Source organism: Variovorax endophyticus, from assembly GCF_025376855.1.
Lineage (GTDB): Bacteria > Pseudomonadota > Gammaproteobacteria > Burkholderiales > Burkholderiaceae_C > Variovorax.
In genome coordinates this window covers 26,081-46,458 of sequence record NZ_JAHUTH010000015.1, presented here as the reverse complement: position 1 = coordinate 46,458, position 20,378 = coordinate 26,081, and the positions used below count along the sequence as shown (strand labels likewise).

Genomic DNA, 20,378 nt, shown 5'->3' with positions numbered 1-20,378 from the left:
GCAAGCCAGGCCATCAATGCGATTGATGGCTCGGCATCAGCAAACGGTATTTCCTGCGCGAGGCCGCTTTGGCGGACAGTGGCGCATCGCATGCACGAACGCATGCCTGCATCCAGGAGACACCCCTTGCCACAGACCACCGCCCGGGTCGCCAACGTCGGCGAACTCGTTTCGCGCTGCGCGCGCCTGCACGGCCCGCGGATCGCGCTGCGCACCGAATCGCGCAGCCTCAGCTACGAGGCGCTCGACCGCCGCTCGAACCGGCTCGCCAACGCGCTGCTGGGGCTCGGCCTCGCGCGCGGCGACCGCGTCGGCATCTACCTGCCGAACTGCATCGAGATCGTCGAGGTCGAGCTGGCCTGCTACAAGGCCGCGCTGGTCAAGGCGCCGTTCAATGCGCGGCTCTCGCCCGCCGAGGTCGGCGAGATCGTCGCCAACAGCGGCGCCGCGCTGATCGTCACCACGGCCGAGCGCGCCGAAGCCTTCCTGCCGCACCTGAAGGGCGACGCGCGCCCGATGCTGCTGTTCGTCGACCTGCCCGAGGGCGACGCCGCTTCCTACGAGGGCGCGCTCGGCCGCGCCGGCGACGCCTTCGAGGCCGCGAGCGTCGAGGCCGACGAGCTCGCCGTGCTGCACTACACCTCGGGCTCCTCGGGCGTGCTCAAGGCCGCGATGCAGACCTTCGGCAACCGGCTCGCGCAGCTGCGCAAGTTCCTCGTGCGTTCCGAGGGCATGCGCGAAGGCCATCTGCTGGGCCTGGTCGGGCCGGTCACCCATGCCTCGGGCATGCAGATCGTGCCCGCGCTGTGCAGCGGCGCCACCATCCGGCTGTTCGCGGGCTTCGAGCCCGGCCGCTTCCTCGCCGACATGAAGGCCGAGCGCGTGACACACACCTTCATGGTGCCGACCATGATCAACATGCTGCTGGCCGAGCTCGAGGGCCGCTACCGCCCGCTGCCCGACCTGCAGCGCCTGGGCTACGGCGCCGCGCCGATGGCGCCCGCGCGCATCCTGCGCGCCATGGACGTGTTCGGCCCGGTGCTGTCGCAGGGCTACGGCGCGGGCGAGACCACCTCGGGCGTGTGCGGCCTCGGCGTGGAGGACCACCTGTTCGCGCGCGCCGCCGCGCCCGAGCGGCTGGCCTCGTGCGGCCGGCCCTTCCTCGAGTCGCTGGTGGAGATCGTCGACGACGCGGGCCAGCCGGTGGCCCGCGGCGAGATCGGCGAGATCGTGGTCAGCGGCCCCGACGTGTTCGCCGGCTACTGGCGCGCGCCCGAGCTCACGGCCGAGGTCCTGCAGAACGGCCGCTACCACACGGGCGACCTCGCGCGCGCCGACGACCAGGGCTTCGTCTACATCGTCGACCGCAAGAAGGACATGGTGATCAGCGGCGGCTTCAACGTCTATCCCTCGGAGGTCGAGGCCGTGCTCTACCAGCACGAGGCCGTCGCCGATGCCTGCGTGTTCGCCGTGCCCGACGACAAGTGGGGCGAGGCCGTGGCCGCGCACGTGGTGCTCAAGCCCGGCCATGCGCTCGACAGCGGCGCGCTCGATGCCTTTTGCGCCGAGCGGCTCGGCGGCTTCAAGCGGCCGCGCCGCGTGGAGTTCGTGGGCACGCTGCCGAAGAACCCGAACGGCAAGGTCGCGCGCAAGGCGATCCAGGCGCCGTACTGGGCCGGCCAGAGCCGCATGGTCAATTGAAGGAAGGAAAGGACATGAACGCATCCCTTTCGTCGTCCGGCGCGAACGCGCGGCCCTTCGAAGGTTCCGCGCGCGCGGCCGAGCTGATCGCGCGCATCGAGGACTTCCTGCATGGCGAGCTCGCCGACCTGGTGCGCGCGCACGGCATCGACCACGAGCACGGCGCGAGCCGCGAGCTGCTGCGGCAGGTCTGGCGCCGCTCGCAGGCACTGGGCTTCTACGGCATGACGCTGCCCGAAGCCATGGGCGGGCTCGGCCTCTCGGTGCTCGACCACGTGCTCGTGAAGGAAGCGATCTACGCGAGCGGTTCGCCGCTGGCACCGCACGTGCTCGGCGAGCTCAGCGGCCCGCCGCGCGTGGGCGCGCTGGTGCGCAAGGCCACGCCGCACCACATGGAGCGCTTCATCGTGCCGGTGGCGCGCGCCGAGAAGGCGATCTGCTTCGCGCTGACCGAGGCCGAGGCCGGCTCCGACGCGGGCGCGGTGCAGACGCGCGCCGTGCGCGAGGGCGAGCACTTCGTGCTCAACGGCCGCAAGCGCTTCATCTCGGGATCTCCCTTCGCCGACTTCGCGGTGCTGATGGCCTCCACCGCGAGCGACCCGGCGCAGCGCGAGGTCAGCGCCTTCTTCGTCGACCTGGCGCAGCCCGGCGTGCGCGTGGAGGCTGGCTACAAGACCATGGCGGGCCAGTCGCACACCGGCGACATCGTGCTCGAGGACTGCCGCATCCCGGTGGCGAACCTCGTGGGCGAACCCGGCCGCGGCCTGGCGCTCGCGCTCGGGCGCATCACGGTCAACCGGCTGCTGCACTGCCCCGCGATGGTGGGGCTGGCCACGGTGGCGCTGCGCGATGCCTGCGAGTACGCCAGCCGGCGGCGCCAGTTCGGCCGCGCCATCGGCCAGTTCCAGGCGATCCAGCACATGCTCGCCGACATGGCGACCGAGCTGGCGGCCGCGCGCGCGCTGATGCTCGCGACCGCGCGCCAGATCGACGCCGGCTCGGAGGCGCGCGCCGAGGCCTCGATGGCCAAGCTGTTCTGCTCCGAGTCGGCCTTCCGCATCGCCGACCGCGCGGTGCAGATCCACGGCGGCGAGGGCATCGTGCAGGGGCGGCGCGTGGAGTTCCTGTTTCGCATGCTGCGCATGTACCGCGTGCTGACCGGCACCAGCGAGATCCAGCGCAACACCATCGCGCGCGAGCTGCTCGGCGAGCTTCCGGGCTGAACGACCCGCACCAAGAACGACAAGGAGACAAAGACATGTGCTTCACGGACCGCCGCCGCTTCCTCGGCACCGCTTCCGCCGCGCTGGCCGCCTTCGCGCTGCCGGCCGTCTCGCGCGCCCGCGCGGCCGCCGCGCCCTGGCCCGAGCGCCCGATCAAGTGGGTCGTGCCCTACCTCGCGGGCACCGGCCCCGACATCACGGCGCGCGTGCTCGCCGAGGCCGTGGGGCCGATGCTGGGCCAACCGGTGGTGATCGAGAACAAGGGCGGCGCGGGCGGCAACATCGGCGCGCGGCTGGTGGCGCGCGCGCCGGCCGACGGCTACACCTGGATCTACTCGGCCGCGCCGATGGCGGCCAACATGCGCATGTACCGCAGCCCCGGCTACGACGCGCTCAAGGACTTCCGCCACGTCATGCGGCTCACCACCTCCGACATCGTGCTGGTGGTGAACGCCGACGCGGGCATCGCGAGCCTGGCCGAGCTGGCCGCGAAGGCGCGCGCCCAGCCCGGCAAGCTCGACTACGCCTCGGGCGGCGTGGGCACGCCCTCGCACCTCGGCGTGGAGCTGCTGCTGAGCGCGCTCGGCGCGCAGGCCACGCACGTGCCCTACAAGGGCGCCTCGGAGCTGGTCAACGCGATCCTCGGGCGGCAGGTGGTGTTCGGCACGCCGATCCTGTCGGTGGCCTATCCGCAGATCCAGGCCGGCCGGCTCAAGGCGCTCGCAATCGCGGGCGCGCGCCGCAACCCGACACTGCCCGAGGTGCCCACGCTGGCCGAGCTCGGCGTGAAGGGCGTCGAGCTGACCTCCTGGGGCGGCATCTCGGTGCCGGCCGGCACGCCCGATTCGATCGCCGAGCGCATCCGCGCGGCCTTCGAGAAGGCGCTCGCGCAGCCCGCGGTGCAGGCGGCGCTGACCGATTCGGGCGGCCAGGCCAGCCCGCAGGGCGCCGTCGACTACACGCGCGGCTTCACGCAGGAGATGGTGCTGACCGAGACGATGATGAAACAAGCGGGTTTGCAGCCGCAGTGAAAGCGGACTTCGCGTCCTCTGCGTCCGGTTCCCGCATTCAGCCCTCGGTCCCTAGCCGCGCCACCAGGTGGTCGATCAGCACCCGGCACTTGGGCACCGTGAAGCGGCTCGGCGGATAGAGGATCCACGCATGGCCGTGGTAGTTGCCGCGGAACTCCCAGTCGCCGAGCACGCGCGCCACGCGGCCCTCGCCCAGGGCCTGCCGCGCCGAGAAGGCCGGCACGCAGGCCACGCCCAGGCCGGCCGTCGCGGCCTCCATGCGCATCTCGCTGTGGTTGGCGATGTAGCGGCCATGCACCGTCACCTCCACGTCGTCCTCGCCGGGGCGGCTGAAGCGCCAGTGGTTGTCGCGCTCGTGCTCGCCCAGCGACAGGCAGCTGTGGGCCGCGAGGTCGCGCGGATGCGCGATGGCCGCATGGCCCTCGAGGTAGGCCGGCGAGGCCACCAGGATGTGCGCCACCGCCATCAGCCGGCGCGCCACCAGCCCCTCGGGCGGCTCGGTGGTGAGCCGCACCACGAGGTCCACGCCCTCGCGGATCGGATCGATGTCGCGGTCTTCCACGATCAGCTGCACGTCGACCGCGGGATGGCGCGCGAGGAAGTCCAGCACCAGCGGCTGCAGCACCCGGCGCGCGAAGGCGCGCGGCGCGCTCAGCCGCACCAGCCCGCGCGGTTCGGCCGAGAAGCGCTGCGCCAGCGCCATCGTGTCCTGCGCCGCGGCCGCCAGTTCGCGGCAGCGCTCGAAGGCCTCGGCGCCGGCCTCGGTCAGGCGCAACTGGCGCGTCGTGCGCTGCAAGAGCTGCACGCCGATCTCCTTCTCGAGCCGCTTCACCTGCCGGCTCGCGGCCGAGGGCGTGATGCCCAGCAGGTCGGCCGCGGCCGAGAAGCTGCCGAGCTCGGCCACGCGCAGGAAGGCCACCATCTCGGGCAGTACCTTGAGGAATGAATTCGGTCCCACGGTGCAACAGTCCTGTTCCTGCGGATGGCTACTCGCCGCGATCGATGCTCGGAACAATTCCGCCTCGGGCCCTGCGCATGGCGCGCGGGCACCGGCATCGAACAGGCGGAGTATGGATTCAAAGCGCGCGGGCGGCATCGCCCTCACCCCCGGCGGCGTGCCGGCCCGGCCCGGCTTCGGCATGGCCGAACTCATGCTGCTGCTGGTGGCGGCGGTCTGGGGCGGCAGCTATGCGGTCGCCAAGCAGGCCACGCTGCAACTGCCGGTGCTCGAATTCATCGCGCTGCGCTTCGGCCTGACCTTCCTCGTGCTGCTGCCGGCGCTGCGCCCGCTCGTCGGGCCGCAGTGGCGGCAGGGGCTCGCGGTGGGCGGGCTGCTGGGCGCGAACCTGCTCGCGATCTTCGTCTGCGAGACCTTCGGCGTCTCGCTCACCAGCGCGAGCAACGCCTCCTTCCTGATCAGCCTGTGCGTGGCCTTCACGCCGCTGGCCGAGTGGTGGCTGCTCGGCGAGCGGCCCGCGCCGCGCGTGTTCGCGGCCGCGGCGATCTCGCTCGCGGGCGCCGCGCTGCTGTCGCTGAGCGCGCATGCCTCGGCCAGTTCGGCCGGCCTGGGCTGGGGCGACGCGCTGATGGTCGCGGCCGCCGTGCTGCGCGCCCTCATGGTCTGCCTGACGCGCCGCCTCGCGGGCCGCCATGCGCTGCCGGCGCTCACGCTGACCGCGGTGCAGGCGGGCACCATGGCCCTGGGCGCGGCCGCGCTGGCGCTCGCGGTGTCGGGCGGCGCCTGGCATCTGCCGCCGGCCACGGCCTCGTTCTGGTGGGGCATGGCCTACCTCGTGCTGCTGTGCACCGTGTTCGCCTTCTTCGCGCAGAACCATGCGGCCTCGCGCACCAGCCCGAGCCGGGTGTCGCTGCTGATGGGCAGCGAGCCGGTATTCGGCGCGCTGATCGCGGTCTGGGGCTTCGGCGAACGGGTCGGCCCGGGCGGCTGGATCGGCGGCGCGATGATCGTCGCGGCCGCGTGGTGGGTCACGCTGCCGCCGCGCGCGGCGCGCTGAGCCAACCGGGTCCGCCGATCGTCATACGCAGTCCGTCGGATGGCCGTGCGCTCGCACGGGAGCCACACTCGCGCCATGGCCGAACCACTTCCCGCACCCGCTTTTCCGCCCCAGTACGAACTCTTCGGCACCGTGACCGAGGCCGCGCGCGCCGCGCTCGAGTCGGTGCTCATCGAGTCGATCGAACGCCGCAAGGAGTTCGGCGGCATGATCTGCCAGCAGGGCAACCAGTTCTTCGCGATGCCGCCGCGCGAGGGCGACACCAACACGGTCGACGTGGGCCATCGCCTGGGCAACAAGGGCTGCCCCGAGGGCACGACCGCGGTCGCCTACTATCACACGCACCCGGCCTACAAGGGCGCGGGCATGAACATGAAGCCCGACCGCTTCTCGCCCGAGGACCGCGGCGTGGCCGATGACTTCGGCATCGACGCCTACGTGGGCAGCGTCTCGGGACTGTTCCTGCGCTACGACCACCGGTTGCGCAAGATCATGGTGGCGGGGCCGCGCCTGCGCAACGCACGAGACCTGCCGATGCCGGCCCCGCCGAAGAAGCGTCGCACCACGGCCGGCGGCCGCTCGCTGTCGATGGCCTGAGCCGTGCGGTCCGGCCGGCGGCGTGCGTTCAGTACAGGCCCAGCTGCCGCGTCTTCAGGCGCGCCAGGCCCAGCAGCGCATCGGTGAACGGCGTCGCCACGGCGGTCAGCTCGCCGAGCTCGCGCACCACGGTCACGAGCGCGTCGAGCTCGACCGAGCGGCCGGCCTCCACGTCCTGCAGCATCGAGGTCTTGAAGGCGCCGAGCTTGCGCGTGACCGCATGGCGGTCTTCCGGGCTCTGCGCGATCTCGATGCCGATGCGCCGACCGATCTCCTTGGCCTCGAGCATCACGGCCGAGATGAAGCCGCGCACGTAGTCGTCGCCCATGATCAGGTCGGTGGTGGCACCGGTCAGCGCGCTGATCGGGTTCACCGTCATGTTGCCCCAGAGCTTGAACCAGACGTCGCGCTGGATCTGCGGCGACAGCGTGGTCTCGATGCCCGTGGCCTGCAGCAGCTCGACCAGCTTCTTCACACGCGGCGTGGCCTCGCCCGAGGGCTCGCCCACGATCAGGCCGTTGCCGAAGTGGTGCCGCACCACGCCGGGCGCGTCGAGCGAGCAGCTGCAGTGCACCACGCCGCCGATCACGTTGGCCGCGGGAATGGCGCGCGCGATCGCGCCGTCGGGATCGACCGCGCCCAGGCGGTGGCCCGCGATGGGGCCGCCGAAGCCGCCCTCGAGGAACCACCAGGGCACGCCGTTCATCGCGGTCAGCACCATGGTGTCGGCGCCGATCAGCGGCGCGATGCGCTCGGCCACGCCGGCCAGCGCCGGTGCCTTGACAGCGATCACCACCAGGTCCTGCACGCCGAGTTCCTCGGGGTCGGCCACCGCGTTGACCGGCACGCGCGTGCGCACGTCGCCGCGCATCAGCGAGAGGCCGTCGCGCCGCAGCGCTTCGAGCGTGGCGCCGCGCGCCACCACGTTGAGGCGCTGGCCCGCTTGCGCGAGGCCGACGCCGATCCATCCGCCGATCGCGCCGGCGCCGTAAATGCAGATCTTCATGGTCGGATCGTAGCGGTCAGGCGCGGTAGGAAGGATCGATGCGGTCGACCTGGCGCACCAGGGCATTGAACACGTCCTGGCCGGCGCCGTGCGCGGGGCTGAACTGCAGCGCGTCGCGCGTGCAGCGGCTCGCGATCTCCTCGCTCACGGGGATCGCGGCGCCCATCGAGAAGGTCGCCATCTGGATCTCGCAGGCGCGCTGCAGGGTCCAGAGGATCGCGAAGGTCTGCGGCAGCGTCTGGCCCCAGGCCAGCAGGCCGTGGTTGCGCAGGATCACGGCGTTGCGGTCGCCGATGCTCTTGAGCAGGCGCGGGCCCTCGTCGGCGTGGATGGTGATGCCCTCGAACTCGTGGTAGGCCACCATGCCGTGCAGCTGCGCGGTATAGAAGTTGGTCTGCTGCAGGCCGCCCTGCAGGCAGGCCACGGCCACGCCCGCGGTGGTGTGCGTGTGCATCACGCAGTGCGCGCCCTCGAGGCCGTCGTGGATCGCGGCATGCACCGTGAAGCCGGCCGGGTTGACCGGGAAGGTCGAGCCGTCGAGCACGCGGCCCTGCAGGTCGATCTTCACCAGGTTGCTCGCCGTGACCTCGCTGTAGTGCAGGCCGAAGGGATTGATCAGGAACTGCTTCTCGCCACCGGTCACGCTGTCGGGCAGCCGCACCGTGATGTGGTTGTAGATCATCTCGGTCCAGCCCAGCATCGCGAAGATGCGGTAGCAGGCCGCGAGCTCCTCGCGCGCGGCGCGCTCGTCGGGATGGATCGAGGGATGGACCAGGGCCGACGCGGACGACGGCGTGGTGGTGGCGAGAGGGGTCATTGCAGTTCCTTCATGGGGTTAGCCTTCCGCGGTGAAGCCGACCTCTTTCACGATCGGCGCCCACTTGGCGGTGTCTTTCTTCAACAGTTCGGTCAGCTCGGCGGGCGTGGAGGACATGGCTTCCAGGCCGAAGGTGCCGAGGCCGTCGATCACGTCCTTCTGCGCCAGCGCGTTCTTCATCGAGGCGTTGAGCTTCGCGACCAGCTCGGGCGAGGCCTTGGCCGGCAGGAAGAAGGCGAACCACTCGCTGTGCGCCATGTCCTGGATGCCCTGTTCGCCGAAGGTCGGCACGTCGGGCGCGAAGCGGCTGCGCTTGGCGCCCGAGACGCCGAGGATGCGCACCTTGCCCGTGGGCAGGTGCTGCGTGATGTCGCCGATCGGGCCCGACACCGCCGAGATGTTGCCGCCCAGCAGGTCGAGCATGGCCGGCTGCGTGCCGCGGTAGGCCGCGTGCTTGAGCTCGACGCCGCCCTTCTTGCCCAGCAGCGCGCCGATGAAGTGCGGCGTGGAGCCGGCCGCCGGCGAGCCGTAGTTGGCGCCGGCCGGGTTGGCCTTGGCCCAGGCCAGGAACTCGGGCACGGTCTTCACGCTGGCCGGCACGGCCGGGCCGACCGCGAAGCCGAAGTCGAAGATGCAGCCGATGGTCACGGGCGTGATGTCGACCATCGGGTCGTACGGCAGCTTCTTGTAGATGTGCGGGTAGATCGTGAGGATCGAGGTCGGCGTCTGCAGGATCGTGGTGCCATCGGCCGGGCGGCCCTTGACGTAGCTCACCGCGATCTGGCCGCCCGCGCCGGTGCGGTTCTCCACCACCGCCGCGCGCGCGTAGTCGGGGCTCAGCTTGGTCGCGACCCGGCGGCAGATGGTGTCCGAGGTGCCGCCGGCCGCGAAGCCGGTGACGATGGTCGCGGTCTCGATGCCGGCCTGCGCGAAGGCCCGTTGGCCGATGCCGGCAAGCAGCGCGGAGGCGCCGGTGGACTGCAGCAGCTGGCGGCGGGTGAAGCTCATGATGGTTCTGTCTCCGGGTAACGGTGGTTGGGGGTCAGGACTCGTCGCGCAGCCAGGTGACCGCGCCCGAATGGGTCACCGCGCCCTGGTGGGCCGGGCGCACGGTGAGCGCGTATTTTTCCAGCAAGCCACCGCGCGGGACCCCCGCGTTTACTCCACGTCCGGCGAGGCGCCGCGCGATCTCCTCGTCCGTCAGTTCCACCGAAATGGTGCGCGCCGCCGCGCGCGCGTCGATCGCGATCAGGTCGCCGTCGCGCAGCGCCGCGATCGGTCCGCCGTCGGCCGCCTCGGGCCCGGCATAGCCGATGCACAGGCCGCGCGTGGCGCCCGAGAAGCGCCCGTCGGTCAGGAGCGCCACCTTGTCGCCCATGCCCTGGCCGTAGAGCAGGGCGGTGATGCCCAGCATCTCGCGCATGCCGGGGCTGCCCTTGGGGCCCTCGTTGCGGATCACGATCACGTCGCCCGCTTCGTACAGCCGGTTCTGCACCGCCGTCTGGGCCTGCTCCTCCGAATCGAAGACGCGCGCCGGGCCGCGGTGCACCAGCGTCTGCAGGCCGGCGGTCTTGAGCAGCGCCCCGTCGGGGCAGAGGTTGCCCTTGAGCACCGCCAGCCCGCCGTCGCGCGTGATCGGGTTGCCGGCCTCGCGCACCACGCGGCCGTCGGGCGCCAGGGCGTCGGCCAGTTCCTCGGCCATGGTGCGGCCGGTGAAGGTGAGCACGTCGCCGTGCAGGAAGCCCTGCTCGAGCAGCGTGCGCAGGATCACGCCGGCGCCGCCGATGTAGAACACGTCGCGCGCGAGGTAGCGCCCGCCCGGGCGCAGGTCGGCGATGAGCGGCGTGCGCGCGAACACCTCGGCCACGTCGTCGAGGTGGAAGCGGATGCCGGCCTCGTGCGCGATCGCCGGCAGGTGCAGCGCGGCATTGGTCGAGCCGCCGGTGGCCGAGACCACGGCGCAGGCGTTCTCGAGCGCCTTGCGCGTGACGATGTCGCGCGGCAGCGGGCTGTCGCCCATCACGGCCTTCATCAGCGTCCTGGCGGCGCGGCGCATCAGCGGCGCGCGCTCGCTGAACACGGCCGGCACCATGCTCGAGCCGATCGGCGCGAGGCCCAGCGCCTCCGACACCATGCCCATGGTGTTGGCCGTGAACTGGCCCGCGCAGGCGCCGGCCGTGGGCAGGCAGGCGCGGCTCATGGCGTCGAGCTCGTCGTGCGTGGCCGTGCCGGCCAGCACCTTGCCGATGGTCTCGTAGGTGTCGACCACGTTGAGGTCGCGCCCGTCGGGCCCGGGCATCTGGCCCGGCAGCGCCGAGCCGCCGTGCACGAACACGCTCGGCACGTTGCAGCGCACCATGCCCATCATCAGGCCCGGCAGGTTCTTGTCGCAGGCGCCGATCGCGAAGATGCCGTCCCACTGGTGGCCGCGCACCGAGGCTTCCACGCTGTCGGCGATCAGCTCGCGCGAGATCAGCGAGAAGCGCATGCCCGAGTGCGCCATGGTCAGCCCGTCGCTGACCGACACCACCGGGCATTCGTGCGGCGTGCCGCCGCCCGCGTAGATGCCGGTCTTGGCATGCTGCGCCTGCTCGCGCAGGTTCAGGTTGCACGGGCTCATCTCGCCGCCGGTGTGGAACACGCCGACGTGCGGGCGCTCGATGTCCTCGTCGTCCTGGCCCAGCGCATGCAGGAAGCTGCGCGTGGTCGCGCGGATCGTGCCCTCGCGGATGGTGGCGGAACGGAAGCGCGGTGGCTTGGGGTCGGTGGGCGTGGTCATCGGCTGGCGGCGGGCTGGCTCGGGAAGTGGGAAAGGGTCAGAACATGCCGTTGCGGTTGGCGGCGGTCTCGGGCACCGGCTGGATCACGTCCCAGTGCTCGACGATCTTGCCGTTCTCGAGCTTGAAGATGTCGACGATCGCGTTGCCGCGCGTGCCGGGCTCGCGCACCGCGTGCACATGCAGGATCACGTAGTCGCCCTCGGCGAAGCTGCGCTTGATCTCGCTCTTCGAGTTCGGGAATTTCTCGCGCAGGAAGGCGATGAACTTGCGGAAGCCCTCGGGCCCGTCGGCCGCGGTCGGGTTGTGCTGCACGTAGCGGTTGCCCACGTATTTGAGCGCGGCCTCGGCGTCCTTCTGGTTCAGGCCCTTCTCGTAGAAGGCCAGCACGGCCTGGCGGTTGGCTTCCTGCTGGGCTCCGGGGCCGGTGGCGGGGAGCTGGGCGCAGGCGGAGAGGCTCAGCACGGCGGCGGCGGCGAGGAACTTGAGGGCGAGGCGGCGCATGCGGACTCCTGTCGTTGCTTCAGTAGCTGCTGGGAGCGGGCGCGGCCGGGGCGGCGCCGTCCTTGAACTTGGCGGCGAGCTGGCGCGCGGCCGCGGCCAGCACGATGGTGTCCACCCCCACGGCCACGAAGGTGGCGCCGGCCGCGAGCCACTTGCGCGCCTGCTCCTCGGTGGTCGAGAGGATGCCCGCGGCCTTGCCGGCCTTCTGGATGCGCGCGACCGCGTCGGCGATCACCGCCTGCACCTCGGGATGGTTGGGCTGGCCCACGAAGCCCATCGAGGCCGAGAGGTCGGCCGGGCCGATGAACACGCCGTCGACGCCGGGCGTGGCCGCGATCGCGTCGAGGTTCTTCATCGCCTCCACCGTCTCGGCCTGCACCAGCAGGCAGGTCTGGGCATTGGCCTCGTGCAGGTAGTTCGGATAGGCCTGCCAGCGCGAGGCCCGCGCGAGCGCGCTGCCCATGCCGCGGATGCCCTCGGGCGGATAGCGCATGCCCTGCACCATGCGCGCGGCCTGCTCGGCGGTGTCGACCATCGGCACCAGCAGCGTCTGCGCGCCGATGTCGAGGTACTGCTTGAGCAGCGTGGTGTCGCCCACGGGCACGCGCACGATCGGCTGCGGCCGGGTCGCGCCCTCGGGCAGCGCCGACCAGGCGCTCGAGATGCCCTGCAGCTGCGCGAGCACCGAGCGCACGTCGTTGGGCGCGTGCTCGCCGTCGACCAGCAGCCAGTCGTAGCCGGTGCCTGCCAGGATCTCGGCCGCGTAGCCGTCGGCCAGGCCGACCCACAGGCCGATCTGGGCGCGCTTCTCGGCCATGGCCTTCTTGAACAGGTTGATGGGGGTGTGCATGAAGGATTCCGAAGAGGTCAGACGAGGCGGAACGACACGGCGCCCAGCGGGCCGTAGTCGGCATGGAAGGTGTCGCCGGGCAGCGCGGTGGTCGGGCGCGTGAACGAGCCGCCGAGCACGACCTCGCCGGCTTCCAGGTGCTCGTCCCAGGGCGCGAGCTTGTTCGCGAGCCAGGCCACGCCGGTGGCCGGATGGTTGAGCACGGCCGCGGCCACGCCCGATTCCTCGATCACGCCGTTCTTGTAGAGCAGCGCGCTGACCCAGCGCAGGTCGACCGCATCGGGTTTCACGGGCCGCCCGCCGATCACGATGCCGGCATTGGCCGCGTTGTCGGCGATGGTGTCGAAGACCTTGCGCGGCGCCTTGGTGTGGCGGTCGAACTGCTCGATGCGCGCATCGATGATCTCGATCGCCGGCACCACATAGTCGGTGGCCGCGAGCACGTCGAAGATGGTCACGCCGGGGCCCTTGAGCGGCTTGCCGAGGATGAAGGCCAGCTCGACCTCGATGCGCGGCGCGATGAAGCGCGCGAACGGGATGTCGCTGCCCTGCTCGAAGAACATGTCGTCGAGCAGCGTGCCGTAGTCGGGCTCGGTGATCTGGCTCGACTGCTGCATCGCGCGCGAGGTCAGGCCGATCTTGTGGCCCTTGGCCACGCGACCCTCGGCGATCTTCTGCTTGACCCATGCGCGCGAGATCGCATAGCCGTCCTCGATGGTCATCTCGGGAAAGCGCTTGGAGAAATGCTCGACCTGCACGCGCGAGCGTTCGCTCTCGTGCAGTTCGGCCGCGAGCCGGGCGATGGTGTCGGAAGAAAGCATGGCGGTGTGTGTGGGGGTCAGCTCTTGTTGAACAGGGGATGCAGGTTGCTGTGCTTGCCGTCGTAGACCTGGCCGGGGCTCTCGTCGATCTGCAACGTGATGCCGATGTGGCGTTGCGAGAAGACGGGCTCGAAATGCGATTTCAGGACGGCCAGCAGTTCGTCGCCGGCCTTCTTCTTCACGGCCTCGGAGCGGCCCGCGGCCATGCGCAGGTTGAGGTAGACGAAGGCATAGTCGGCCTGGCCGTCGGCCACCGCGTAGTGCGCGGCCGGGTAGGCCAGCACGCGCGTGCCGCCGGTCGGGAACACCGGCTTGCCGGCTTCGTCGCGCTGCTCGAGCATGGTGTCGGCCAGCGTGCGGCACAGCGCCGACATGTCGGTCTCGGCCTCGATGTTGGGCGTGTAGAGGATCACCAGGTGCGGCATGGTCGTGCTCCGTTCAAACCACCGACATCGTCGCGGCCGTGCAGGTCACCGCGAAGATCGGAATGGCCTTCATGTGGAAGATCTCGCCCTGGCCGCGCGCGGCCGCGGCCACGCTGAGGAAGGTGCGGATCTCGAAGCCGCCCTGGCCGGCTTCGCGGTAGGTCGCCTCGTCGCCGTAGTCGTCGAGCGACAGCAGCGCCTCGCGGTCGTTGGCGCACCAGCGGCGCATGAACTCGGCGTCCCACTCGGCATTGACCTTGCCCGAGTCGGGCGTGGCCGGCCAGTGCGAGATGCCGCCGGTGCCCACCAGCGCGATGCGCTCGGGCATCTTGTCGCAGGCGCGGCGCAGCGCCTCGCCGAAGGCCCAGGCGCGATGCAGCGGCGTGAGCGGCGGGCCCTGGCAGTTGATGTTGACCGGGATGATCTTGGTGTCGAAGTTCGGCGTGAGGAAATTCAGCGGCACCATGATGCCGTGGTCGAACTTCCATTCCTCGGCGTAGGCCACGTCCACCGTCTGCATCACCTCGCGGATCAGCCGCTGCGACAGCGCGGCGTCGCCCGGGATGGTGTGCTTCTCGATGCCGAGCCACTTCGGGTCCTCGATCGGTCCCTCGTAGCTGTCGGCCATGCCGATCGCATAGGCCGGCATGTTGTTCATGAAGAAGTTCGCGAAGTGCTCGGCCGCGATCACGATCACCGCGTCGGGCTTCGTCGCGCGCATGGCCTCGCCGAAGCGATGGAACTGCGCGTGGAACTCGTCCTTCACCGCCGGGTCGGCGAGATGCGCGCGGCCGGTGATGCCGGGGGCGTGGCTGCACACGCCTGCGAATACGAGACTCATACGCCCGCCACTTTCTCGTCGGTTCCGGTTGTCATTGCATAGATGCCGGCGCGCACCGGCCCGTACTTGCGCACGCCCTCGCGCATGGCCTCGAGGTAGTCGGCCCACGGAATGCCCAGGAGCGGCGCGAAGTGCATCAAGAGCTGCCCGTTGCAGCCCAGCACGTAGAGCTTGCCGACGTCGCCGCTGTCGATGGCCTCGCGCTCCTCGTCGCTGAGGTCGTAGCCGCCGAGCAGCGCCTTGCGCGTGTCGCCGCCCTCGGCATAGCGCCGCTGCACCTCGGTATCGCGGTTGAGCGCGAACAGGAATTTCTGCATCGCATAGAGGCTCATGGTCAGCCCTCGATCTGGATGTTGGCCTTGCGGATCACGTCGCCGTACTTCGCGATCTCGCTCTGGACGAAGACCGCGAAGCGCTCGGGCGAGCCCGACAGCGACGCGATGCCGCCCTTGCGGAAGGCTTCGGTCACCACCGGTCCCGCGAGCGCGCGGTTGACCTCGGCGTTCACGCGCTGCACCACGGCATCGGGCGTGCCGGCGGGCGCCAGCAGGCCGTTCCACGAATTGGACTCGATCGCCACGCCCTGTTCGGCCAATGTGGGAATGTTCGGCGCGTACTGCGAGCGCTGCGCGGTCGCCATGCCCAGCGCCACCAGCTTGCCGCCCTCGACATGGCCGCGGAACTCGGGCCAGTTGCCGAACATCATCGTGACCTGGCCGCCGAGCAGGTCGGTCAGTGCCGGGCCCTGGCCCTTGTAGGGCACGTGCACGATGTCCAGGCCCATCTGCAGCTTGAGCATCTCGCCCGAGAGGTGGGCCGAGGTGCCGTTGCCGAAGGAGGCGAAGCTCAGCGTGCCGGGCTTGGCCTTGGCCTGGTTGCGCAGGTCGGCCAGCGTCTTGAGGCCGCTGCCCGGATGGGTGGCGAGCACGTGTTCCGACATGCCCATCAGCGCCACCGGGCGCAGGTCCTTCAGCGTGTCGTAGGGCAGCTTGCGCACCAGCGTCTGGTTGGCCGCGAAGCTGTTGGCCACGCAGACGAAGCTGTAGCCGTCGGGCGCGGCCTTGGCGACCGTGTCGACGCCGATCACCGTGCCCGCGCCGGGCTTGTTCTCGATCACCACGGGCTGGCCCAAGGCCTTCGCGAGCTCGGTACCGACCAGCCGCGCGACGAAGTCGGTGGTGCCGCCGGGCGGGAAGGGCACGACGATGCGCACCGGCCGGGCCGGCCACGCGGCCTGGGCGCGCGCCAGCATCGGCAGTGCCGCGAGCGCGGCCGTGCCTTGCAGCAGCGTGCGGCGACGCAGGCTCATGCCACGCCCCAGTGCGGAATGTGGTGCGAGCCCATCGATACCGCCACGTTCTTCGGTTCGCAGAACACCTCGTAGCTCCAGGTGCCGCCTTCGCGGCCGGTGCCCGAGGCCTTGGTGCCGCCGAAGGGCTGGCGCAAGTCTCTGACGTTCTGGCTGTTGACGAAGCACATGCCGGCTTCCACCGCGGCGGCCACGCGGTGCGCCTTGCCGATGTTCTCGGTCCAGACGTAGCTCGACAGGCCGTACTGGATGTCGTTGGCGAGCTCGATGGCATGCGCCTCGTCCTTGAACGGGATCAGGCAGGCCACGGGGCCGAAGATCTCGTCCTGCGCGATCTTCATGCGGTTGTCGACGTCGGCGAACACCGTGGGCACCACGTAGTTGCCCTTCTTCACGCGGTCGGGCAGGTTGCTCGGCCCTTCGAGGCCGCCGCACAGCAGGGTGGCGCCTTCCTTCGGGCCCAGCTCGATGTAGCTGCGCACCTTGGCCAGGTGGGCCTGCGAGATCATCGGGCCGACGATGGTCTTCTCGTCGAGCGGGTCGCCCACCGTGATGCGCCTTGCGCGCTCGGCGAACTTGGCGGCGAAGTCGGCGTAGATCGACTGCTGCACCAGGATGCGCGAGCCGGCCGTGCAGCGCTCGCCGTTGTTGCTGAAGATCATGAACACGGCCGCGTCGAGCGCGCGGTCGAGGTCGGCGTCGTCGAAGATCACGAACGGGCTCTTGCCGCCGAGCTCCATGCTGAACTTCTTGAGGCCCGCGCTCTTCACGATGCGGTTGCCTGTGGCGGTGGAGCCGGTGAACGAGATCGCGCGCACGTCGGGGTGCGCCACCAGCGGCTCGCCCGCTTCCTTGCCGTAGCCGTGCACCAGGTTCAGCACGCCGGGCGGAATGCCGGCCTCGAGCGCCAGCTCGCCGAGGCGCGCGGCCGACAGCGGCGAGAGCTCGCTCATCTTCAGCACGGCCGTGTTGCCGAAGGCCAGGCAGGGCGCGACCTTCCAGGTGGCGGTCATGAAGGGCACGTTCCACGGGCTGATCAGCGCGCACACGCCGACCGGGTGGAACAGCGTGTAGTTCAGGTGCGTGGGCGTGGGATAGGTGTGGCCGTCGACGCGCGTGCACATCTCGGCGAAGTAGTAGAAGTTGTCGGCCGCGCGCGGCACCAGCTGCTTGCCGGTCTGCGCGATGACCTGGCCGCAGTCGTTGGTCTCGGTCTGCGCGATCTCGGGCACGTTCTTCGCGATCAGGTCGCCGAGCTTGCGGATCAGCTTCGCGCGCTCGGGCGCGGGCATGCCGGCCCACTTGGGGAAGGCTTCCTTGGCGGCGGCCACGGCCGCGTTCACCTCGGCCTCGCCGCCGGAGGCGACTTCGGCCAGCACTTCCTGCGTGGCGGGGTTGACGGTCTCGAAGTAGTCCGAGCCCTTGACGGACTTGCCGCCGATGAGATGGTCGATCTGTTGCATGAGGGAATCCGGTTCAGTCCAGTTTGATGTCGCGCGCCTTGATCAAGGCATGCCATTTCTTGCGCTCCGCATCGGTGTAGCGCGTCATTTCGGTGGCGTCGGCGGGGCGGGCCTCCCAGCCGGCGTCATAGAGCTTCTGGCGCACGCCGGCATCGGCCATGGCCTTCTGCAGCTCGGTGCCGAGCTTCGCCTGCACTTCCTTCGGCGTGGCCGCGGGCACGACCAGGCCCTGCCAGGTGTAGGCCTCGACGTTGGCGAAGCCCAGTTCCCTGGCGGTGGGAATGTTCGGCAGCTGCGGCACGCGCTCGGCCGACATGGCGAGCAGCGGCACCACCTTGCCGGCCTTGACCGCGCTCACGCCGCTGGGCAGGTCGAGCATCATCAGCGCGACCTGGCCGCCCATCAGGTCCTGCAGCGCGGGCGCGCCGCCCTTGTAGGGCACGTGCAGCATCGACACCCCGGCTTCGCGCTGGAACAGTTCGTAGGCGAGATGGTGCGGACTGCCGGTGCCCGGCGTCGCGATGCTGTACTTGCCGGGCGAGGCCTTGAGCGCGGCCAGCAGCGCCTTCGCATCGGCGATGCCCGCATTGGGCGCGGCCGTGATGATCAGCGGCGAGCGGCCCATCATGCCGACCAGCGCGAAGTCCTTCTCGGCGTCGTAGGGCAGCTTCTTGTAGAGCGCGGGGTTGTAGACCAGCACGCCGTTGTCGGCCGAGAACACGGTGTAGCCGTCGCCGGCCGAGCGCGCCACGTTCTCCGACGCGATGATCGCGCCGGCGCCGGGCCGGTTGTCGACCAGCACCGGCTGGCCCAGCTGCTGCGACACCTGCGCGCCCACGGTGCGCGCGAGGAAGTCGGTGCCGCCGCCGGCCGGATAGCCGACCACCCAGCGCACCGGCTTGGCGGGGTAGGCGGTCTGTGCGACGGCGAGGGCCGAGACGGCCAGCGCCATCGTGGCTGCGGCCACGGACTGGAGGAGCTTCTTGCCGGTGATCATGTCGTGTCGTCTCCGCTGATTTCTTGGGCGTGTGAATGGAAAAGGAGAGCGCGCCGCGGGGGCGCGCTGGAAAGAATCAGGCCGCCGCGATGGTGTTGACCAGCGCGCCGATGCCCTCGATCTCGGTCACGATCTCGTCGCCGGGCTGGCAGTCGACGACGCCGTCGGGCGTGCCGGTGAGGATCAGGTCGCCGGGCGACAGCGTCATGAAGCGGCTGAAGTACTCGATCAGGAAGGGCGCGTCGAAGATCATGTCGCGCGTGTTGCCCTGCTGCGTGACCTGGCCGTTGACCGTGGTGCGCAGCGCGAGCGCCATCGGGTCGGCCACGTCCTTCGCATCGACCAGCCAGGGGCCGATCGGCGTGCAGGTGTCGCGGTTCTTCACGCGCAGGTTGGGGCGGTACCAGTTCTCGAGGTAGTCGCGGATCGCGTAGTCGTTGGCCACGGTGTAGCCGCCGATGAAGTCGTAGGCGTCGTCGCGCTTCACGTGGCGCGCGGTCTTGCCGATCACGATCGCGAGTTCGCACTCGTAGTGCATGAACTGCACGCCGGCCGGGCGGAAGGTCTTCTGGCGGTGGCCGATCAGCGCGCTCTGGCCCTTGACGAAGACCAGCGGCTCCTCGGGCGCCTTGAACTCGAGCTCCTTCGCATGGTCGGCGTAGTTGAGGCCGAGCGCGAGGATGGTGCGCGGGCGCGGCGTGGGCGCGAGCGGCGGCAGCCAGTCGACGGCGTCGAAGCCGACCACGCGGCCATCGGCCAGCCGCAGCGCGCCGTCGTGTTCGACGGCCTCGTGCACGGCGTTCTCGTAGCGGATGCGTGCGTGCTTCATGCGGCGGCTCCCGTCTCTTCTGCCACCAGGGTGTTGCTCAGGGTCTCGAAGCCCGGCGCCGAGATCTCGATGCGGTCGCCCACGCGCGCCAGCGGCCGGCCCGCGCCGCAGCCAAGCATCAGCACGTCGCCGTGCGCCAACGTCATGAATTCGCCGACCTCGGCCAGCAGCTGGCGCGCGGGGCGCACCAGCGTGGAGAAGTCCAGCGTCTGCCTGACTTCGCCGTTGATGCGCACCTCGACGCGGAATGCCGCGGGATCGTCCACCTCCTGCGCGTCGCGCAGCGCGGGGCCGATGCCGAGGAAGCCGTCGAGGCACTTGAACTTGACGGGCGGGCGGAAGAAGCTGGCATGCGGCACCGACAGGTCGTTCATGGGCACGAAGCCTTCGATGTCGCCGTCGGCGCCGACCACCATGCCGATGCTCGCGCCCACCTCGACCTCGGGCAGGTTCGCCGGCACGGGGATCGCGGCGCCGTGCGGGCTCCAGGTGTTGGCGGTCTTGACGTAGAGCACCGGCGCCTTGGGCGGCGCCTTGTAGGGCGGCGCGCTCATCTGCGGCGCGAGCGCTTCCACCTCGGCGCGGAAGTTGAGCAGCGTGCCGTAGACGGTGCCGGCGGGAAGGAAATGGGAAGGTAAAGAAGGGGGGCTCATGGCTGTTCCAGTGCGATCAGTTCGTCGAGCAGCTCGTAGAGCTGGCCGAGCTTGTCCTTGCCCAGGGATTGCTCCATCCACTGGTAGTGCGCCTCGATGCTCGAGGACAGCTTGTTCACCAGCTTCATGCCGCGCGGCGTGGCCTCGACCACGGTGCGGCGCTGGTCGGCCGGGTCGCGGCTGCGCGTGATCAGGTCGTCGCGCTCCATGCGCGCGAGCACGCCCGTGAGGCTGGGCCCGAGGATGAAGGCCTCGCGCGCCACGCGGCCGGTTTCGACCGCGCCGTGTTCGCCGAGCACGCGCAGCACGCGCCACTGCTGGTCCGACAGCGCATGCACGCGCAGGCTGGGCCGGGTGTGGGCCATGACGGCTTCGCGCGCCTGCAGCAGCAGGCGCGGAAGGTTGCGGTGGGTGAAGGCGGTGTTCATGTTGGTCGATTTATTTAACATGTTAAATGATCGGCAAAAAAACACGGCTACGGGATAACCCTGGCCCGCGCTCGGGCCAGGGTGGATGGCT

General features: G+C 70.4%; 22 protein-coding genes. 5 read left to right on the top strand and 17 right to left on the bottom strand.

Features of this window, described 5'->3' with window-relative positions:
* The first annotated feature begins 90 nt into the window (after window positions 1–90).
* Genes KV106_RS20240 through KV106_RS20230 form a run of 3 tightly spaced genes read left to right on the top strand, consistent with a single transcriptional unit; the run spans window position 91 to window position 3,955 of the window.
* The gene (locus tag KV106_RS20240; protein WP_409976542.1) at window positions 91–1,701 is read left to right on the top strand and encodes an AMP-binding protein; all 1,611 of its coding nucleotides are present in this window, start codon (window positions 91–93) and stop codon (window positions 1,699–1,701) included.
* Between the two features lie 14 nt (window positions 1,702–1,715).
* On the top strand, window positions 1,716–2,924 hold the full coding sequence (locus KV106_RS20235) for an acyl-CoA dehydrogenase family protein (protein WP_261211968.1): 1,209 nt from the start codon (window positions 1,716–1,718) through the stop codon (window positions 2,922–2,924).
* 35 nt (window positions 2,925–2,959) lie between these two features.
* Window positions 2,960–3,955 (top strand): tripartite tricarboxylate transporter substrate binding protein, encoded by a 996-nt coding sequence (locus KV106_RS20230; protein WP_261211967.1) that lies wholly within the window; start codon window positions 2,960–2,962, stop codon window positions 3,953–3,955.
* A gap of 37 nt (window positions 3,956–3,992) precedes the next feature.
* On the opposite strand, the gene KV106_RS20225 is transcribed toward KV106_RS20230, so the two are convergent.
* Window positions 3,993–4,913, bottom strand: a complete 921-nt coding sequence (locus KV106_RS20225; protein ID WP_261211966.1) for a LysR family transcriptional regulator — start codon at window positions 4,911–4,913, stop codon at window positions 3,993–3,995.
* 112 nt (window positions 4,914–5,025) lie between these two features.
* On the opposite strand from KV106_RS20225, the gene KV106_RS20220 reads away from it, so the two are divergent.
* Together KV106_RS20220 and KV106_RS20215 are read left to right on the top strand one after the other, a co-directional pair.
* Complete coding sequence (locus tag KV106_RS20220) at window positions 5,026–5,970, top strand: DMT family transporter (protein WP_261211964.1); 945 nt, start codon at window positions 5,026–5,028, stop codon at window positions 5,968–5,970.
* Window positions 5,971–6,045: 75 nt separating this feature from the next.
* Window positions 6,046–6,567: a DUF4329 domain-containing protein gene (locus tag KV106_RS20215; protein ID WP_172705405.1), complete on the top strand. Its 522-nt coding sequence runs from the start codon at window positions 6,046–6,048 to the stop codon at window positions 6,565–6,567.
* Between the two features lie 28 nt (window positions 6,568–6,595).
* Here the strand turns inward: KV106_RS20215 and KV106_RS20210 are convergent, their stop codons facing one another.
* The 16 genes from KV106_RS20210 to hpaR form a co-directional block, all read right to left on the bottom strand.
* A complete protein-coding gene (locus KV106_RS20210) occupies window positions 6,596–7,573 on the bottom strand; it encodes a 2-dehydropantoate 2-reductase (protein ID WP_261211961.1) in 978 nt (325 codons plus the stop codon).
* A 16-nt stretch (window positions 7,574–7,589) separates the two neighbouring features.
* On the bottom strand, window positions 7,590–8,390 hold the full coding sequence (locus tag KV106_RS20205) for a class II aldolase/adducin family protein (protein ID WP_203203723.1): 801 nt from the start codon (window positions 8,388–8,390) through the stop codon (window positions 7,590–7,592).
* 18 nt (window positions 8,391–8,408) lie between these two features.
* Window positions 8,409–9,398 carry a Bug family tripartite tricarboxylate transporter substrate binding protein gene (locus tag KV106_RS20200; protein WP_057592744.1) on the bottom strand — a complete coding sequence of 330 codons (990 nt, stop codon included), beginning with the start codon at window positions 9,396–9,398 and terminating at the stop codon, window positions 8,409–8,411.
* Between the two features lie 34 nt (window positions 9,399–9,432).
* Complete coding sequence (ilvD, locus tag KV106_RS20195; RefSeq protein WP_261211959.1) at window positions 9,433–11,169, bottom strand: dihydroxy-acid dehydratase; 1,737 nt, start codon at window positions 11,167–11,169, stop codon at window positions 9,433–9,435.
* Window positions 11,170–11,206: 37 nt separating this feature from the next.
* Window positions 11,207–11,671 (bottom strand): nuclear transport factor 2 family protein, encoded by a 465-nt coding sequence (locus tag KV106_RS20190; RefSeq protein ID WP_261211957.1) that lies wholly within the window; start codon window positions 11,669–11,671, stop codon window positions 11,207–11,209.
* 19 nt (window positions 11,672–11,690) lie between these two features.
* On the bottom strand, window positions 11,691–12,521 hold the full coding sequence (gene hpaI / locus KV106_RS20185; RefSeq protein WP_057592747.1) for a 4-hydroxy-2-oxoheptanedioate aldolase: 831 nt from the start codon (window positions 12,519–12,521) through the stop codon (window positions 11,691–11,693).
* 17 nt (window positions 12,522–12,538) lie between these two features.
* Window positions 12,539–13,342: a 2-oxo-hept-4-ene-1,7-dioate hydratase gene (gene hpaH, locus KV106_RS20180; protein WP_203203728.1), complete on the bottom strand. Its 804-nt coding sequence runs from the start codon at window positions 13,340–13,342 to the stop codon at window positions 12,539–12,541.
* 17 nt (window positions 13,343–13,359) lie between these two features.
* A complete protein-coding gene (locus KV106_RS20175) occupies window positions 13,360–13,767 on the bottom strand; it encodes a 5-carboxymethyl-2-hydroxymuconate Delta-isomerase (RefSeq protein ID WP_261211955.1) in 408 nt (135 codons plus the stop codon).
* 13 nt (window positions 13,768–13,780) lie between these two features.
* Complete coding sequence (locus KV106_RS20170; protein ID WP_261211954.1) at window positions 13,781–14,608, bottom strand: DODA-type extradiol aromatic ring-opening family dioxygenase; 828 nt, start codon at window positions 14,606–14,608, stop codon at window positions 13,781–13,783.
* Window positions 14,605–14,940 carry an aromatic ring-opening dioxygenase subunit LigA gene (locus KV106_RS20165; protein WP_261211953.1) on the bottom strand — a complete coding sequence of 112 codons (336 nt, stop codon included), beginning with the start codon at window positions 14,938–14,940 and terminating at the stop codon, window positions 14,605–14,607. Before KV106_RS20165 ends, KV106_RS20170 begins: the two co-directional genes overlap by 4 nt.
* A gap of 2 nt (window positions 14,941–14,942) precedes the next feature.
* Window positions 14,943–15,917 (bottom strand): tripartite tricarboxylate transporter substrate binding protein, encoded by a 975-nt coding sequence (locus KV106_RS20160; protein WP_261211952.1) that lies wholly within the window; start codon window positions 15,915–15,917, stop codon window positions 14,943–14,945.
* The gene (gene hpaE / locus KV106_RS20155; protein ID WP_261211951.1) at window positions 15,914–17,380 is read right to left on the bottom strand and encodes a 5-carboxymethyl-2-hydroxymuconate semialdehyde dehydrogenase; all 1,467 of its coding nucleotides are present in this window, start codon (window positions 17,378–17,380) and stop codon (window positions 15,914–15,916) included. The genes KV106_RS20160 and hpaE overlap by 4 nt, the downstream gene beginning before the upstream one ends.
* 13 nt (window positions 17,381–17,393) lie before the next feature.
* Window positions 17,394–18,377 carry a Bug family tripartite tricarboxylate transporter substrate binding protein gene (locus KV106_RS20150; protein ID WP_057592753.1) on the bottom strand — a complete coding sequence of 328 codons (984 nt, stop codon included), beginning with the start codon at window positions 18,375–18,377 and terminating at the stop codon, window positions 17,394–17,396.
* A gap of 76 nt (window positions 18,378–18,453) precedes the next feature.
* Window positions 18,454–19,206: a fumarylacetoacetate hydrolase family protein gene (locus KV106_RS20145; protein ID WP_261211948.1), complete on the bottom strand. Its 753-nt coding sequence runs from the start codon at window positions 19,204–19,206 to the stop codon at window positions 18,454–18,456.
* The gene (locus tag KV106_RS20140) at window positions 19,203–19,859 is read right to left on the bottom strand and encodes a fumarylacetoacetate hydrolase family protein (RefSeq protein WP_261211945.1); all 657 of its coding nucleotides are present in this window, start codon (window positions 19,857–19,859) and stop codon (window positions 19,203–19,205) included. The genes KV106_RS20145 and KV106_RS20140 overlap by 4 nt, the downstream gene beginning before the upstream one ends.
* Window positions 19,856–20,287, bottom strand: coding sequence for a homoprotocatechuate degradation operon regulator HpaR (gene hpaR / locus KV106_RS20135; RefSeq protein ID WP_057592756.1), 432 nt, complete (start codon window positions 20,285–20,287; stop codon window positions 19,856–19,858). Before hpaR ends, KV106_RS20140 begins: the two co-directional genes overlap by 4 nt.
* Between the last annotated feature and the right edge of the window lie 91 nt (window positions 20,288–20,378).